Annotated in this window: 12 protein-coding genes; 5 read left to right on the forward strand and 7 right to left on the reverse strand. The window is 70.5% G+C overall.

Annotation, left to right across the window (positions count from 1 at the left end):
• Nucleotides 1-79 precede the first annotated feature (79 nt).
• Together ACFXC1_RS41125 and ACFXC1_RS41130 are read right to left on the reverse strand one after the other, a co-directional pair.
• Complete coding sequence (locus ACFXC1_RS41125) at nucleotides 80-526, reverse strand: RICIN domain-containing protein (protein WP_381252748.1); 447 nt, start codon at nucleotides 524-526, stop codon at nucleotides 80-82.
• An 83-nt stretch (nucleotides 527-609) separates the two neighbouring features.
• Nucleotides 610-1377 (reverse strand): peptidoglycan DD-metalloendopeptidase family protein, encoded by a 768-nt coding sequence (locus ACFXC1_RS41130; protein WP_381252751.1) that lies wholly within the window; start codon nucleotides 1375-1377, stop codon nucleotides 610-612.
• Between the two features lie 163 nt (nucleotides 1378-1540).
• Here ACFXC1_RS41130 and ACFXC1_RS41135 point away from each other — a divergent pair, with 163 nt between their 5' ends.
• Both ACFXC1_RS41135 and ACFXC1_RS41140 read left to right on the forward strand, forming a co-directional pair.
• A complete protein-coding gene (locus ACFXC1_RS41135) occupies nucleotides 1541-2818 on the forward strand; it encodes an SH3 domain-containing protein (protein WP_381252754.1) in 1278 nt (425 codons plus the stop codon).
• A 92-nt stretch (nucleotides 2819-2910) separates the two neighbouring features.
• Nucleotides 2911-3795: a M23 family metallopeptidase gene (locus ACFXC1_RS41140; RefSeq protein ID WP_381252757.1), complete on the forward strand. Its 885-nt coding sequence runs from the start codon at nucleotides 2911-2913 to the stop codon at nucleotides 3793-3795.
• Nucleotides 3796-3823: 28 nt separating this feature from the next.
• Here the strand turns inward: ACFXC1_RS41140 and ACFXC1_RS41145 are convergent, their stop codons facing one another.
• Both ACFXC1_RS41145 and ACFXC1_RS41150 read right to left on the reverse strand, forming a co-directional pair.
• Nucleotides 3824-5239 (reverse strand): serine/threonine-protein kinase, encoded by a 1416-nt coding sequence (locus ACFXC1_RS41145; RefSeq protein ID WP_381252760.1) that lies wholly within the window; start codon nucleotides 5237-5239, stop codon nucleotides 3824-3826.
• Complete coding sequence (locus ACFXC1_RS41150; RefSeq protein WP_381252763.1) at nucleotides 5236-6021, reverse strand: FHA domain-containing protein; 786 nt, start codon at nucleotides 6019-6021, stop codon at nucleotides 5236-5238. The genes ACFXC1_RS41145 and ACFXC1_RS41150 overlap by 4 nt, the downstream gene beginning before the upstream one ends.
• Before the next feature lie 455 nt (nucleotides 6022-6476).
• Here ACFXC1_RS41150 and ACFXC1_RS41155 point away from each other — a divergent pair, with 455 nt between their 5' ends.
• On the forward strand, nucleotides 6477-7238 hold the full coding sequence (locus ACFXC1_RS41155; RefSeq protein ID WP_381252765.1) for a hypothetical protein: 762 nt from the start codon (nucleotides 6477-6479) through the stop codon (nucleotides 7236-7238).
• 78 nt (nucleotides 7239-7316) lie between these two features.
• Here the strand turns inward: ACFXC1_RS41155 and ACFXC1_RS41160 are convergent, their stop codons facing one another.
• A complete protein-coding gene (locus ACFXC1_RS41160; protein WP_381252767.1) occupies nucleotides 7317-8891 on the reverse strand; it encodes a peptidoglycan-binding protein in 1575 nt (524 codons plus the stop codon).
• 1168 nt (nucleotides 8892-10059) lie between these two features.
• On the opposite strand from ACFXC1_RS41160, the gene ACFXC1_RS41165 reads away from it, so the two are divergent.
• Nucleotides 10060-10254 carry a LexA family protein gene (locus ACFXC1_RS41165; protein ID WP_381252974.1) on the forward strand — a complete coding sequence of 65 codons (195 nt, stop codon included), beginning with the start codon at nucleotides 10060-10062 and terminating at the stop codon, nucleotides 10252-10254.
• A gap of 91 nt (nucleotides 10255-10345) precedes the next feature.
• Here ACFXC1_RS41165 and ACFXC1_RS41170 read toward each other — a convergent pair whose 3' ends face one another.
• Both ACFXC1_RS41170 and ACFXC1_RS41175 read right to left on the reverse strand, forming a co-directional pair.
• Nucleotides 10346-11464 (reverse strand): fatty acid desaturase family protein, encoded by a 1119-nt coding sequence (locus ACFXC1_RS41170; RefSeq protein ID WP_381252770.1) that lies wholly within the window; start codon nucleotides 11462-11464, stop codon nucleotides 10346-10348.
• Between the two features lie 7 nt (nucleotides 11465-11471).
• Complete coding sequence (locus tag ACFXC1_RS41175; RefSeq protein WP_381252773.1) at nucleotides 11472-12527, reverse strand: ferredoxin reductase; 1056 nt, start codon at nucleotides 12525-12527, stop codon at nucleotides 11472-11474.
• 87 nt (nucleotides 12528-12614) lie between these two features.
• Between ACFXC1_RS41175 and ACFXC1_RS41180 the strand changes: the two genes are divergently transcribed.
• On the forward strand, nucleotides 12615-13754 hold the full coding sequence (locus ACFXC1_RS41180) for a PucR family transcriptional regulator (protein ID WP_381252776.1): 1140 nt from the start codon (nucleotides 12615-12617) through the stop codon (nucleotides 13752-13754).
• Nucleotides 13755-13791 lie beyond the last annotated feature (37 nt).

A 13791-nucleotide genomic window follows, 5' to 3' on the forward strand; every position in this document is an offset into this window, starting at 1 on the left:
ACAGAGCGCGGCCCGGGTCCCCCCCGGTGCGGGGGGGTGCCCCCGGCCCGGCGCTGGATGGGGATGGGTGGGGCAGGTGTCAGAACCAGCTCTGGTTCTGACCGGAGTTGCACGACCAGGTGCGGAAACCGGCGCTGCTGTCGTCGATGCAGCGGTTGGTCGCCTGGTTCCTGAGCTCGATGGTGTTGTCGCCCCACTTGTGCACGAGCCAGCTCTGGTTGGTGCTGGAGTCACAGTTCGCGGTCTTGAACCCCTGGTCGCTGTCGTACATGCAGCGGTTGGTGAAGGCGTTCTTCAACTGCACGGTGCCGTCGGCCCACTTGTGGACGATCCAGTTCTGCGGGGTGGAGCCGTTGCAGTCCCAGGTGCGGAATCCGGCGTCGGTGTCGTCGATGCAGCGGTTGGTCGCCTGGTTCCTGAACGTGTTCACGGCGTCGGCCGCCGAGGCTGTCGCGGCCGGCAGCAGCGCGATGGCCGCGGCGGAGACGCCGAGCGCCGCGACGCGGGTCAGGACGGAGACGGACATGGGTGTTCCCTTCGGTGGGGTGGTGGTGCCCCGCAGCCGAGTGCGGCGGGGAGTCGGGTGAAGGCGTTCGGACCGGGGAGCGGTCAGCCGCACTGGCGGCTGACGTTGCCCTTGTCGTCGCCCTTGAGGTAGATCGCGCTGACGTAGCCGACACCGCCCGCGTTCAGGGGCAGTTCGATCCACTTGTCGTTGCTGTAGCCCTCGGCCGTGACGAGCTGGCCGGTCTTCCAGCAGTTCGCCGGGTAGCTCTCGTTGGGGTACACCGTGCTGACGACGGCGCAGGAAGTGGCCGCGCAGGAGCGGACGTTGGCCTGCGCCCAGGCGGTCACGGTGGTGCCCTGCCCGCCACCGCCGCCGGGCGTGCAGGGCAGGTTCACCCCTCGGTCGCGCAGATACGGCACCGGGTCGATGCCGCGCACCGTGGTGGAGGTGCCGATCCTGACCCGCAGATGCAGGTGCGGCCCCGTCGCCTCGCCCTCGCTGCCCATCAGGGCGATGCGCTGACCGGCCTGGACATGCTGGCCGACGACGACGTCCCGCTGGTACATGTGCCCGTACTCGGTCACGGTGCCGTCGTCGTGCAGGATGCGGATCCACTGCCCGTAGCCGCTGGCGGGGCCCGAGTCGATGACCTCGCCGGCGCCCACGGCGTAGATGGGCGTGCCCTGGGCGTTGGCGATGTCGACGCCGTCATGGCTGTCGCTGTACCCCTGGGTGATGACCCCGGCGGTCGGGCACGAGGCGGCGAACGCGGCCGGGGCGGACGGCGCCGCGACGGCGGGCAGGGCCGCCGTCAGCGGCAGCAGGACGGCGGCGGCCGTGACGAGTCCGGCGGACGGGAACAGACGCACGGGGCTTCCTCTCCGGTGACTTCTGGTGGACGGCACGGAAGCTATCCGCGCCCCCTCGGCCGGCGGCATCCGGAACGTTCCGGAATGACACGGCGGCGCGCGGGCCGATAGGGCTGTGGATCGTCAACCGCACCGTTTTCCCGACCAGTTGGAGAGATGCCTCATGCGATCCACCACCAGACGACTGATACGGGGCCTGTGCGCCCTGCTGGTTCTGGGCGGGCTGCCACCGGTCGCCGCCGCTGCCGCCGACGGCCCCGGCCACGAACAGCCCGCCGCCCGGCCGGCCACCGACTGGCGCATCGATCTCGCCGCAGTGTCGGCCGACCAGCACAACATCGCCCATCGCGGGAACGGCACGCTGACCATCGGCGACCGCCGCACCCGCACCACGTCCGCTCCCGGCAGGTCGTTCGCCGTGTACACCGCGCCGGCCCGCGGCCTCGGGCGGCAGGCCGACGCGTTCACCATCCGCCCGCGGGCCCAGATGCCGGCGGGAACGCAGGTGGTCACCGAGGTGCGGGGGAGCGATCACCCCGGACGGTGGACGCAGTGGACGACCCCCGACCGCGCCGGTCGGCTACGGCTGGCGCAGGCCGTCTCCGTCGTCCAGGTGCGGCTGACCCTGCTCGGCACCCGCACCGCCGCCCCCGCGGTCTCGGCCGTCTCCCTGCACGCCGACCTCGCCCAGCCGGCTCCCCCGGCACCCCGCGCACTGACCACGGCCTCCCCGACGTACCGGATCTTCGCCACCCGCGAGGGCCTCGCCGGGCAGACCACGGCCAACGGTCACGTCATCCAGCAGCGCGACCACTTCGTCGCGCTGCCGTCCCGGCGCATGCTCGCCTCCAACGGCGGCCACGAGTACCAGGTGCGGCTGTGCTACCAGCGCACGGGACGCTGCGAGACGGCACCGGTGTGGGACGTCGGCCCCTGGAACACCCAGGACGACTACTGGAACCCGTCCGCGCAGCGGCAGATGTGGCGCGATCTCCCGCAGGGCACGCCCGAGGCGCAGGCGGCCTACCAGTCCGGCTACAACGGCGGCCTCGACGAGTTCGGGCGCCGGGTCGCCAACCCGGCCGGCATCGACGTGGCCGACGGCACCTTCTGGGACGGCCTGGGCATGACCGACAACGACTGGGTGGACGTGACCTTCCAGCCGTCCGGCGACACCGGCGGGCAGACGAGCGTCACGGCGTGGATGCAGGCCAACGTCCGCTCCTGCGCCTCCACTTCCTGCGCCGTGGTCAGCACGGTGTACCCGAACCAGAGCTACCCGGCGAACTGCTGGAAGACCGGCCAGGTCGTCACCGACGAGGGCTACACCAGCGACAAGTGGATCGAACTGCCCCTGAACGCGGGCGGTGTCGGCTACGTCAGCGGCATCTACCTCAAGGGCGACGCGACCGGTGGCGTGACCCGCCAGTGCGGCACCTGACCCCGTAACGTGCCGGAGTCCCTTCAAAGCCCCGGTACGGCACCGTCGTTGCCGCACACCGAGGCGAAGAAGGGACGAGAACCATGAGGCCGATGCCGACGGGAAGAGCGGGCTGGGCGGCGACACTGACGGCGCTGCTGATGACGGCGGGACTGTGCGCGAGCGCACCGGCCGTGTCGGCGGCGCCCACCGCCCGCCCCGACTTCCGGCTGCCGTTCCCCTGCGGACAGACCTGGCAGCTGCAGACGTACCTGGGCCACGACCCCGACGACAAGAAGCTCGACATGTACCACGTCGACGGCCCGACCCTGGGCGCCACCGTCACCGCGTCCGCCGCCGGCACGGTCACGGAGTTCTTCGAACCCGGCGGCATCGAGATCAATCACGGCGGCGGCTGGTTCAGCGTCTATCTCCACATGGACCGTATCGACGTCCACCTGGGCCAGCAGGTCGCGTCGGGGGACCCGGTCGGGTGGCTCGGACTGGTCGGCACGGAGGAGGCCCATCTGCACTACGAGCAGCTCTACGACACCAACGGCGACAACGACGGCGAGACGGACGAGATGGTCCACCCGGTACTCCAGGGCACCGAGTACCGGCTCACCCCCGACGGCCCGTTCCCCCGCGTCACCAGCACCAACGCCTGCGACGGCGGGGGAGGGCAGCCGGCCCGGTACTGGGTGGACACCATCGCCGACGCCACCGGCTATCCCGACGCCGACTGTGCGAAGGACGGCACACCGCGCTGCGCCGCCCAGGGCACCCTGCGCAAGGGCACCAACTACGTCCTGTGCAGGAGGTGGGGCGACGAGGTACGGGTCGGCTCGGCGTACAACCACTGGTGGCTGCTGACCGACCTCGACGAGGTGACACCGGGCGGGCGGGGACGGGCGTACGTCTCCGCCTACTACCTCGACCGATGGGGCAACGACGAGGCGAAGGACAACGACGGCCGGGACATCCCTGTGTGCACCTGATCCGGCTGGATCAGGTGCACATGGCGCCCTATTGGCAGGTGGGCAGGGCGGGCCGGTCCTTCGTCCGCACGGCGGGGAACCACGCGGTGGAGTCGGCCGCGCCGCCCGGCAACCGGACGCGGTACCACTCGGTGGACCGCGTGCCGAACTCGTCGGTCACGGGCAGCCCTTGAGGCAACCGGCACTGCGCCGTGAGGACGTCTCCGTGCCACACGCGAGTGGCCACCACGTTGGTGACGGTGTACGGCGCCAGCGGGTCGATCGCCAGACCGAGGCTGCACTGCTGATCACGGTCGGCGGCATGGGCCCGGCAGGTCGGCTCCACGTTGTACACCGTGATGGAAGCGGGCCCGGCTGTGTCGGAGACGTTCGTGGCATGCACCGAGCCGTCCCGCTTCGCACCGCTGTCGTCCGCGACGTACACCCATCCGGCGACCGCTGCCGCGCACAGGGCGGTGGCCGCCGCCGCGCCGAGAACGGCCCGTCGGCGGCGCCGATCCCCGTGGGCACGTGCTGCACCTGTGCTGCGGTCATGGGTTTCTGCACCGATGCGGGCCAGCAGGACTCCCGCGGTGCAGGCGGCACGTGCCTCGTGGGTGGGGGCGAGGCAGTCGGTCGCCAGATCGCGCCAGAACGGCGGTACGGCGGGATCCAGCCGCAGGGGCACCCGTCCGCCGGCGTACTCCTGCGCCGCGGCTCCCCGAGCGGCCGGGGTCGCGCCGGGGAAGGGCGAGGTTCCGCCGGTGAACATCTGGTGGACCATGATGCCCAGCGCCCAGATGTCGGCGCTCGGCCGCGCCTGCACACCGCGCTCGCCCAGCGGGGCCTTCCAGCGCTCCGGCGGCAGATAGTCGGGAGTGCCCAGGGGCGGCATCCACGCATGCGTGCCGTGGGTGCCGTCGAGCTCCGAGGCCAGCCCGAAATCCGACAGACGAACCGACCCGTCCGCCATCAGGAGAACGTTGTCGGGCTTGAGATCGCCGTGCACCCAGCCCAGTTCGTGCAGATGGGCCAGCCCCTCGCAGATCTGCGTCAGGATCCGCTCGGCCTGCCCGGCCGCCAACCCCGTCTCACTCGCGAGGAGTTGACGCAGACTGCGCTCGGCACGTTCCATCACCAGCACGATCGCGCCGTCGAGTTCGGGATGGTCCGGCTCGTTCAGTACGAGCGAGTCGAGCACCTCGATCAGCCGGGGATGCCGCGCCCTGCGCCCGAACTCGCGCTCGCGGTGGGCGCATTCCAGCAGCCCGCGCGCCTGCTGAGGAGCGAGCCCGGACGTGGGCAGGAATTTCAATGCGACGACCGTCGGGTGGTCGTCCGAACCGCGCACGCTCCGGCCCTCGTAGACCCAGCCCCAGCCCCCGTCCGCGATGGGTTCCCCCACCTCCCAGCCACCGACGCGGAAACCGGCCGGAACACGCTCGGCCTCGGCCCCACGGTTCACCGGCCCACCGCCTGCGCCTGTCCGCCGTTGCCGGAAGCGGCCGACCGTGACGGAAGCAGCCCGAGATGGGACTCGCCGACCACCCCGAAGCGCAGGGCGATTCCGACCAGCGCCTCGCGCTTGCCGTTGCGGCGGGCGCCCCGGCCCACGTCACGCGACTCCGGCAGGACGATGCGGAGTTTCTCCTCGGCGAGGTAGTCGATGTGGGCACTCACCCCACGGGCGGTGAGGCGCGCGCACTGCGGCAGCTGCCGCAGACGTTCGACGATCTCGGGCGTGGTGGGAACGGCCAGCGCGGACTCGTCGCGCAGCCGCGGCTCGCACAGGGCGACCAGAACCAGGAAGTACGTGGCGGTCTCGTCCAGCGAGTACGCGGTCAGGGTCTGGGTGCCACGCCGGCTGCCGACGGGCACATGAGGGTCCAGGTAGACATGGTCGGGGGCGAAGACCTGAAAGCTCACCGGGTGGTCCCGGGTGGGCAGGACCACGCGCGCGAACTCGAAGGGAATGGGCGCCCCGAGGCGGCGTGGCGGCACCCGCAGATACTCGCCCGCGCCCTCCGGGTTCTCCACCAGATAGCTCTGCGTGGCGCTGAGGTTGCTCAGCAGCCAGTGGTCCTCGCTGACCCGGATCTCCCCGGCCAGCCGCGACACCGCCGGATCGTCGAGCCGCAACTCCACGGCGATCGTGTCCGAGCCGCGCCCGAAGCGGGCGACCTCACCCGCGCCGAGCCGTAGCGTCAGCGGCGGGTCCTGCGGCACATGGATCAGTACGCCGCTCATCGCCCCCCGATTCCGACGATTCCGACGCGGATCTGTCGCTCGTTGCCGCCCCCGACCTCCCGGCCCCCGGTCCGGGCCGCTTCTCTTCCGCACAAGGCAGGCACACGAGCGCTGGTCATCGCGCACACCCCGTTTTACCTCGATTCCTTCCGCTCTCTCGCACGCAGTCCGAAGGAGCACACGAGCCCCGTTCGTCAACACCGCTGACGCAGCGCGGCGGTTGCATGCGCGAGGACTCTTGCACAAAGCGCTTCGAGCTGAGCGTCGGAGGCTCCGGCTTTGGCCGATATCCGCTGCTGTCCCGCCCGGTTCCAGCACTGGCTGCGCGGGTACGCCGGCGCGCTCGGCGCCTGCAACTGGCGGGATGTGTCATGCCGATGGCGGCCTGAGAACCATCCAGGTAAGTTGACGATCTTCGGACGCGGAAGCTCCCGGAGTCCCTGAATGCGAACGGCATGATGAACCCCGACCAGCCCTCCGCACGACCTCGCCTCGCCGCCGCACTCGACGGCCTGGCCGCCGTCTTCGGCGGGATGACGGCCCGCCCCGACGAGCACAACTGCGAGTGCCACTGGGGAACCGCCGAAGAACTCGCGCAACTCAAGGTTCCGGATACGGAGCTGGACCTCGACCTCCTGGACCGCACTTGGCAGGCCTCCGACTGGAGCGACCACGCATCCGTACTGCGCCGGATTCTGCCCCAGTTGGCCACGGCTCTGGTCAAAGGCTCCGTCGAGCCGCACGTCGGGTTCGAGGAAGTCGGCCAGTCGTTTGCCCGCGGTCATTGGCAGCAATGGCCCACTGCGCAGGCTGAAGCAGTCAGGGACTTCCTGCACGCCTGGTGGGCCGACACGCTCACCGATCCCGGTCCGGCAGTACCCGCGTACGAGGTCCTGGCACTGATCACCGAGGCATCCGCCACGCTCACCCCGTGGCTCACCACATGGGAAACGCTGACCGACCACCCGGCCGACGACCACCTGGCCGAAGCGGCGGCAAAGTGGGAGTACGACCTGCTCGGAGACCAACTCCCCTGGGACTCCTGGGAGAACGAGGACGAGAAACGCACCGAGCTGACCGCCTGGCTGGCCCGCAACGCCCCTGCCCGGCTCCGGGCCCACGGCGCGTCAGGAGAACTGCTTCACCGAATACGGCTGCTGGGCCTCACTGGCGACGACCGCTGGGAGGACCCTCATCGGCCCGGTTACCGCTACTGATCCACCAGTCCTGGAACGGCCGGCGTGTGCGAGGCGAACGCCCCGCCCCGCACACTCGCCCCCGAAGGGGATCCGCGGTCAGCTGCCGACGAGCATCTGCCAGGTCTGCGGTCCGACCTGGCCGTCCACGCCGAGGCCGTGCGCGGACTGGAAGGCCCGGGCGGCGGTGTTGGTGCCGGATCCGAAGCTGCCGTCGACAGTGAGGCCGTAGCCGAACTTGTTCAGTTCCACCTGGGCGGCGCGGACTGCGTCGCCGGTGGAGCCCTGCTGGACCTGGACGATCAGCGCGGACCAGGTGTGCGGGCCTATTTGGCCGTCCACGCTCAGGCCGTTGGCGGACTGGAAGCTTTTGGTCGCCGCGAGGGTGGCCGGCCCGAACTGGCCGTCGGCGGTGATCGAGGCACCGTGGTAGCGCAGCAGGTACTGCGCGGCCAGCACATTGTTCCCGGTGTCGCCGTCGATGACATTCGGCCAGGGCGGCACGGCGGTGCCACCGCCCGTGGCGCCGGACCCGGTACCCACGAGCATCTGCCAGGTCTGCGGTCCGACCTGGCCGTCCACGCCGAGGCCGTGCGCGGACTGGAAGGCCCGGGCGGCGCTGACGGTGCCGGAGCCGAAGCTGCCGTCGACAGTGAGGTTGTAGCCGAAGCGGTTCAGCTCCACCTGGGCGGCCCGGACGGCGTCACCGCTGGAGCCGTCCTGGACTTGGACGATCAGCGCCGACCAGGTCTGCGGGCCGATCTGGCCGTCCACGCTCAGGCCGTGCGCGGACTGGAAGCTCTTGGTCGCCGCGAGGGTGCCCGCCCCGAACTGGCCGTCGGCGGTGATCGAGGCACCGTGGTAGCGCAGCAGGTACTGCGCCGCCTGCACACTGGGCCCCGACATGCCGTCGGTGATGTTCGGCCAGGACGGCAGGATGACGCCGGTACCGCCGCCGCCCGTGCCGCCCCACTGCCCGTAGTCGGCGGCCATCGCCTGGTCGAGGTCCGCGTCGTGCCCGGCGACCGAGATGCCGTTCTGGACCTGCCGCAACTGCGCGCGGCTGTCCCAGTTCCCGCCGGACCACGCGTACGTCTGCCAGCCCCAGGCTATTTTCCCGTTGTCGAAGAGTTCCTTGATCACGTGGTAGCCGCCGTACGCACCGGTCCGAGACCGGCCGATCACCGAGGCGACGCCGTCGTAGTAGGAGTTGAGCGCGGAATACATGGAGGGCTGAAGGTCGAAGTCGACGCTGAAGTAGATCGGCCGCGACGACGGCATCCCGTTGGCCAGCGCCTGCCGCTGCGCCTCAGTGGCGTGCCCCGCCCCCTGGGCGTACGGGTCGGAGGGGACCCCGCTCTGCCAGTCCTGCAGCCCGTCGGACTCCCAGTTGGAGACGATGCCCAGATCCGCGGCGGTCAGGGCCTGCGCCTCGGACAGGGTGAGGACCTTCGGGTTCGGCAGCCAGCTGAGGTAACGGCATACGAAGCCGTAGCCCGCCGCGGCGACCGAACCGGCGGTGAGCGACGCGTCGGAGTAGTCGATCCCGTAGCCGGTCGCCGCGGACGCCGACTGGGCGAATCCAATGCCGGTCGCGGTCGCCACCGCGGCGCCGCCGACGAGGGTCAGCAGCCTGCGGCGGGACAGTAGTTGGTTGCTGTCAAACAGGTTCATGACACGTTCCCATTTCTGACGTCTGGTTGCGGTGAGCAACGCGGGAGCCGCTGAGCGACGCAGCATTCGAGTCCTGCCGAAGCCAACTGTCCAGCGCTTGGGCGGTGTTGGTCGGAAGCAGCGCTGCAGGTGATCTTTGGGCCCCGGCCCGCACCGCGTCCACAGAGAGTCGGGAACTGGTGGGATCGCGGGACGGCACCGGCGCCGACCTGCTGGGATCTGCGGAAGGCTGACGGTTGAGTGGGACGGTTGGGGTGGGGTCGGCCGCCGAACAGGGCGGCTGTGCGCTGGTGCTGCGGAAGCGGCGGGAAGCCGCCCAGAGGTGCCCGGGGTGTTCGAAGTCGAGCGGTGCGCTGGTTCGGCTTGCTGACGCGGCGTCATGCTCGGTGTTGGGGCGAGGGTCGAGCGGCTGGAGGACAGGACACTCCGGGGCCACCTGGCCACGGCCGATGAGAGGGCTCGGCGGTGGCCAGGCCCCGCGATCTGCCGTATGGCGAGAGCGGGTTGGAGTTGTGCCGGCGCAAGCGCCGTCGGCGGTGCCGGGAGCCCGGCTGCCCGCGTCCATCCCACTGACCGTCGTCCAGCGCATGTCTGCTGCCACGCCGGAAGCAGGCACACGATTCTGAACGGACACAATGCGTCTGTGGAAAGGGTTGCCCGGGCCGGCGGAGCAGTTGGGCGTCGCACGTGGGCCAGAGCCAGTTCCGGGCGCTTCGCCCGGTTCCACCGGTGCGCGATCCGCCGGTGCACACCCGTCAACGGCCGGGCTCCCAGCGAATGTTGATGTGGATCCCGGCTCATTGCGCCTGGGCCAGGAGCCGTGCGATCCCTGCCGGGCCAGAGGTGTCGCGGGTGGCCAGGGGGATCCTGGTGGATCGGCAACAGGCCACGCCGGCCCGACATCACTCATTCAAGTTCAGTAGCCCCATGGTCGGCATGGCGACGACGCCACCGTCCTCCTGGCCGAACGGTGCATCGTCGATCAGCGCGGACGGAACCGTAAATCGTCCATCTGGCGAGCCTCGTCACGCACGCGTCGCCTGTCGGTGCGTGTGGAGTCCGCCCTCCGTCGGCCCGGACAACACCCTGTCAGCCGCCGCAGACGTCTCCCGGGCCCCGGGCCGTCGAGGCGCAGCTGACGCACCGTCAGGCGTCCATCATCGGCTCCATCAGGGAGGCGGCCGACCGGCAGGGCTGTCCACCGTCGATGCGCGAGATCGGCCAGGCCGTGCACCTCTCCAGCAATTCCTCGGTCGCGCACCAGCTGACGGCTCTGGAGAGCAAGGACGCGTCCGGCCCAGGTGGGCGCCAGGAGCGAGGCGCAGGTCGACGTACCGCCCGTCGGAGTGGTGCCGGCCGCTGACCGCCGACGACGAGTGCTTGAAGCCGTACCTGGTCGTGGTCGACGTCAACATCGTTCGCGGCTGCCGCCAGCGGCCTGCCAATACCGGGAGTCAGGCCGCGACGAGCTCCCGCTCGCGGTCCGGCGTCTCGGCCTTGGTCGTCTTGTTCGGCAGCGAGAGCCGGAAGACCTTGTGCCACGCGGAGAACACCTGCTTGGGCAGCGGCCCGGTGACGTACTCCAGCTCGTACTTCTCGAACAGCGCGCGCACCTTCACCGCCACCTCGGCGTACCGGTTGCTCGGCAGGTCCGGGAACAGGTGGTGCTCGATCTGGTGGGAGAGGTTGCCGGTCATGAAGTGCATGGCCTTGCTGCCGCTGATGTTCGCCGAGCCCATCATCTGGCGCAGGTACCACTGGCCGCGCGTCTCGCCCTTGATGGACCGGCGCTCGAAGACCTGCACGCCCTCGGGGAAGTGCCCGCACATGATCACCGAGTGGGACCAGATGTTGCGGACCAGGTTGGCGGTGAACGTGGCGCCGAGGGTGGTGAGGAACGACGGGCCCGACAGCAGCGGGTGAATCACGTAGTCCTTGAGCACCTGCTTGCGGATCTTGCGGCCCACGGCCCTGGCCCGCTCGCGGAACTCCGGGTTCTTGCGGCGGCGCTTCTGCAGGTTCTTGCCGAGCTCCAGGTCGTACGCCGCGATGCCGTACTCGAAGAAGCAGGCGTTGAGGAAGTTCCACAGCGGCTGGCCGAGGTGGAACGGATACCACTTCTGGTCCTCGTCGACGCGCATGATGCCGTAGCCGAGGTCGTTGTCCTTGCCGATCACGTTGGTGTACGTGTGGTGCAGCTCGTTGTGGGAGTGCTTCCACTGGTCGGCCGGCGAGACGTGATCCCACTCCCAGGTGGTGGAGTGGATCTTCGGGTCCCGCATCCAGTCCCACTGGCCGTGCAGGATGTTGTGGCCGATCTCCATGTTGTCCATGATCTTCGCCACGGAGAGACCGGCGGTGCCGAGTACCCAGGCGGGCGGGAAGAACGAGAACAACAGCACGCCCCTGCTGACCAGTTCGAGCCTGCGCTGCGCCGAGATGACCTTGCGGATGTACGCGGCGTCCTTCTCGCCGCGGCCGGCGATCACCTCGTCGCGGATCGCGTCCAGCTCGCGGCCGAGCTCCTCGATCTGCTCCGCGGTCAGGTGGGCGGTGGGGTCGATGGCGGTCAAGATGCTCCTACCGTTCGATGTCACAGGGGCCCGCGGCGGCGGACACGCAGGTCTGGATGAGGACGCCCGGCTCGGCCTCGGTGATCTCGCCGGTGCGCAGGTCGCGGACGGCGCCCGACTTGAGCGGCGAGACGCAGCCGAAGCAGATGCCCATGCGGCACCCGGAGGGCATGAGCACACCGGCCTCCTCGCCGACGTCAAGCAACGGCGTGGCGCCGTCGGCGTCGATGGTCCTGCCGGTGGCGCTGAACGTGACCTCGCCGCCGTCGCCGGTGACGACGATGCCGGGGCGGAAGCGTTCGGTGTGCAGGCGCTCATGTACGCCGTGCTCGGTCCAGTGCTCTTCGGCGGCGTCGAGCAGGCCCGCGGGCCCGCAGGCCCAGGTCTCGCGCTCGGCCCAGTCGGGCACGAGTTCGTCGAGACGGGCGATGTCGAGCATGCCGTCCGTGTCGGTGTGCACCTCGGTGAGGCGCAGTTTCTTGTCCGCGACCAGGCCGTGCAGTTCGTCGCGGAAGATCACGTCCTGCGGCCGTGGCGCGGAGTGGACCATGACGACGTCGTCGAACTCGGTGTCGCGCAGCATGCCCATCACGGGCGTGATGCCGCTGCCGGCCGTCAGGTAGAGCACCTTGGCGGGCCTGGCCCGCGGCAGCACGAAGTCACCGGTCGCCTGGTCGAGATGGATCAGCGTGCCCGGTCTGGTCCTGCGGACCAGGTGGTTGCTGACCTTGCCGTCCGGGATCGCCTTCACGGTGATCGTGACGCGGCCGTCCTGGCGGTCGGTCGGCGAGGTGAGGGAGTAGGCACGCCACAGGCGCACCCCGTCGACGTCCACCCCGATCCGCACGTACTGACCGGCCGTGTGGCCGCGCCAGCCCCGCCCCGGCCTGATCACGACGGTCGCGGCGTCACCCGTCTCCGGGTGCACGGCCTCGATGCGCCCACGCAGGTCGGCGCCCGCGCGCAGCGGGCTGACCAGGTCGAGGTAGTCCGACGGCAGCAGCGGCGTCGTGACCATCTCCAGCAGTTTCCACGCCCTGCTGCGAAGGGCTGTACTCGTCATGACTCCAGCCTGCTGTGCCGGAAGGCGTAAAGTCCTGTCCGTAGGGCGTGAATCTGATCGGCAGAATTGTTCGCAGGGAACAAAATCGTGAGCCATGCAATCCAGAGGGCCGGTGAACTGGCCCTGGACGAGACGACGGTCACAGCACTCCGGGCCGCGCTGACGAGCACCGCCGACGAGGTCGTCCAGGCGATCATCGACGAGGTCCCGCCCTACGCCAACGCCCTGTCGGGCCCCATGGGCGGCACCATCCGCCGGGCCGTCCGCACCGCCCTGGGGCACTACCTGGACCTCGCGAGCGGCATTGCCACGGGCGGCGACGGCGGTGACGCGGCCTACGACCTGGGCCGCGGCGAGGTCCGCGACGGCCGTTCGATGGACGCCCTGCTCAGCGCCTACCGCGTCGGCGCCCGCGTGGCCTGGCGATGCCTGGCGGCGGGTGCCGTACCCGCGGGCCTGCCCGCCGCCGAGGTCGCGAATTTCGCCGAGCTGACCTTCGCCTACATCGACGAGCTCTCCGCCGCGAGCGCCGCGGGCCACGCCGACGAACTGGCCGCCCGGGGCCGGGCCCACGAGCGCCACCTGGAACACCTGGCACGCGACCTCCTCGCCGGCGCGAGCCCGGACGTACTGCTGGCCTCCGCGCAACGGGCCGGGTGGCAGCCCCCGGTCTCCCTGACCGCGGTCCTGCTGCCCGCCGCCCAGGCGAGGCCCGCCTACCGCACGCTCGACCCGAGCACCCTCGTCCTCGACGATCTTCCGGATGCCACCGGTGTGCTGCTCGTCCCCGACGCCGACCGATCCCATCTCCTGCGGCAGCTGACCGACCGCACCGCCGTGGCCGGCCCGGCCCGGCCATGGACCCGCGCGTCCGCCTCGTACGCACGAGCCGTACGCGCGCGTTCCCTCTCCTCCGACATCCGCGACACCGAGGACCACCTGCCCGAGCTGGTACTGAGCGCCGACGCGGAGGCCTACGCCGACCTGCGGGCCCGAGCCCTCGCACCACTGCGGACCCTGCCTGCCGCGACCGCGCGGCGGCTGGAGGAGACGTTGCGGGCGTGGCTGCTGCACCAGGGGAGGCGGGACGAGGTGGCGGCGGCGCTGTTCGTCCATCCCCAGACGGTCCGGTACCGGATGTCGCAACTGCGGGAGCTGTTCCCGGATCTGGCAGCGCCACAGCGGGTCCTTGAACTGACGCTGGCGGTCGGTCTTCGGGGCAGCTGACGCATAGGGGCACTGTGATTCGGGGGCTGCCACAACG

The organism is Streptomyces hokutonensis (assembly GCF_042751305.1).
GTDB classification, from domain to species: domain Bacteria; phylum Actinomycetota; class Actinomycetes; order Streptomycetales; family Streptomycetaceae; genus Streptomyces; species Streptomyces hokutonensis_A.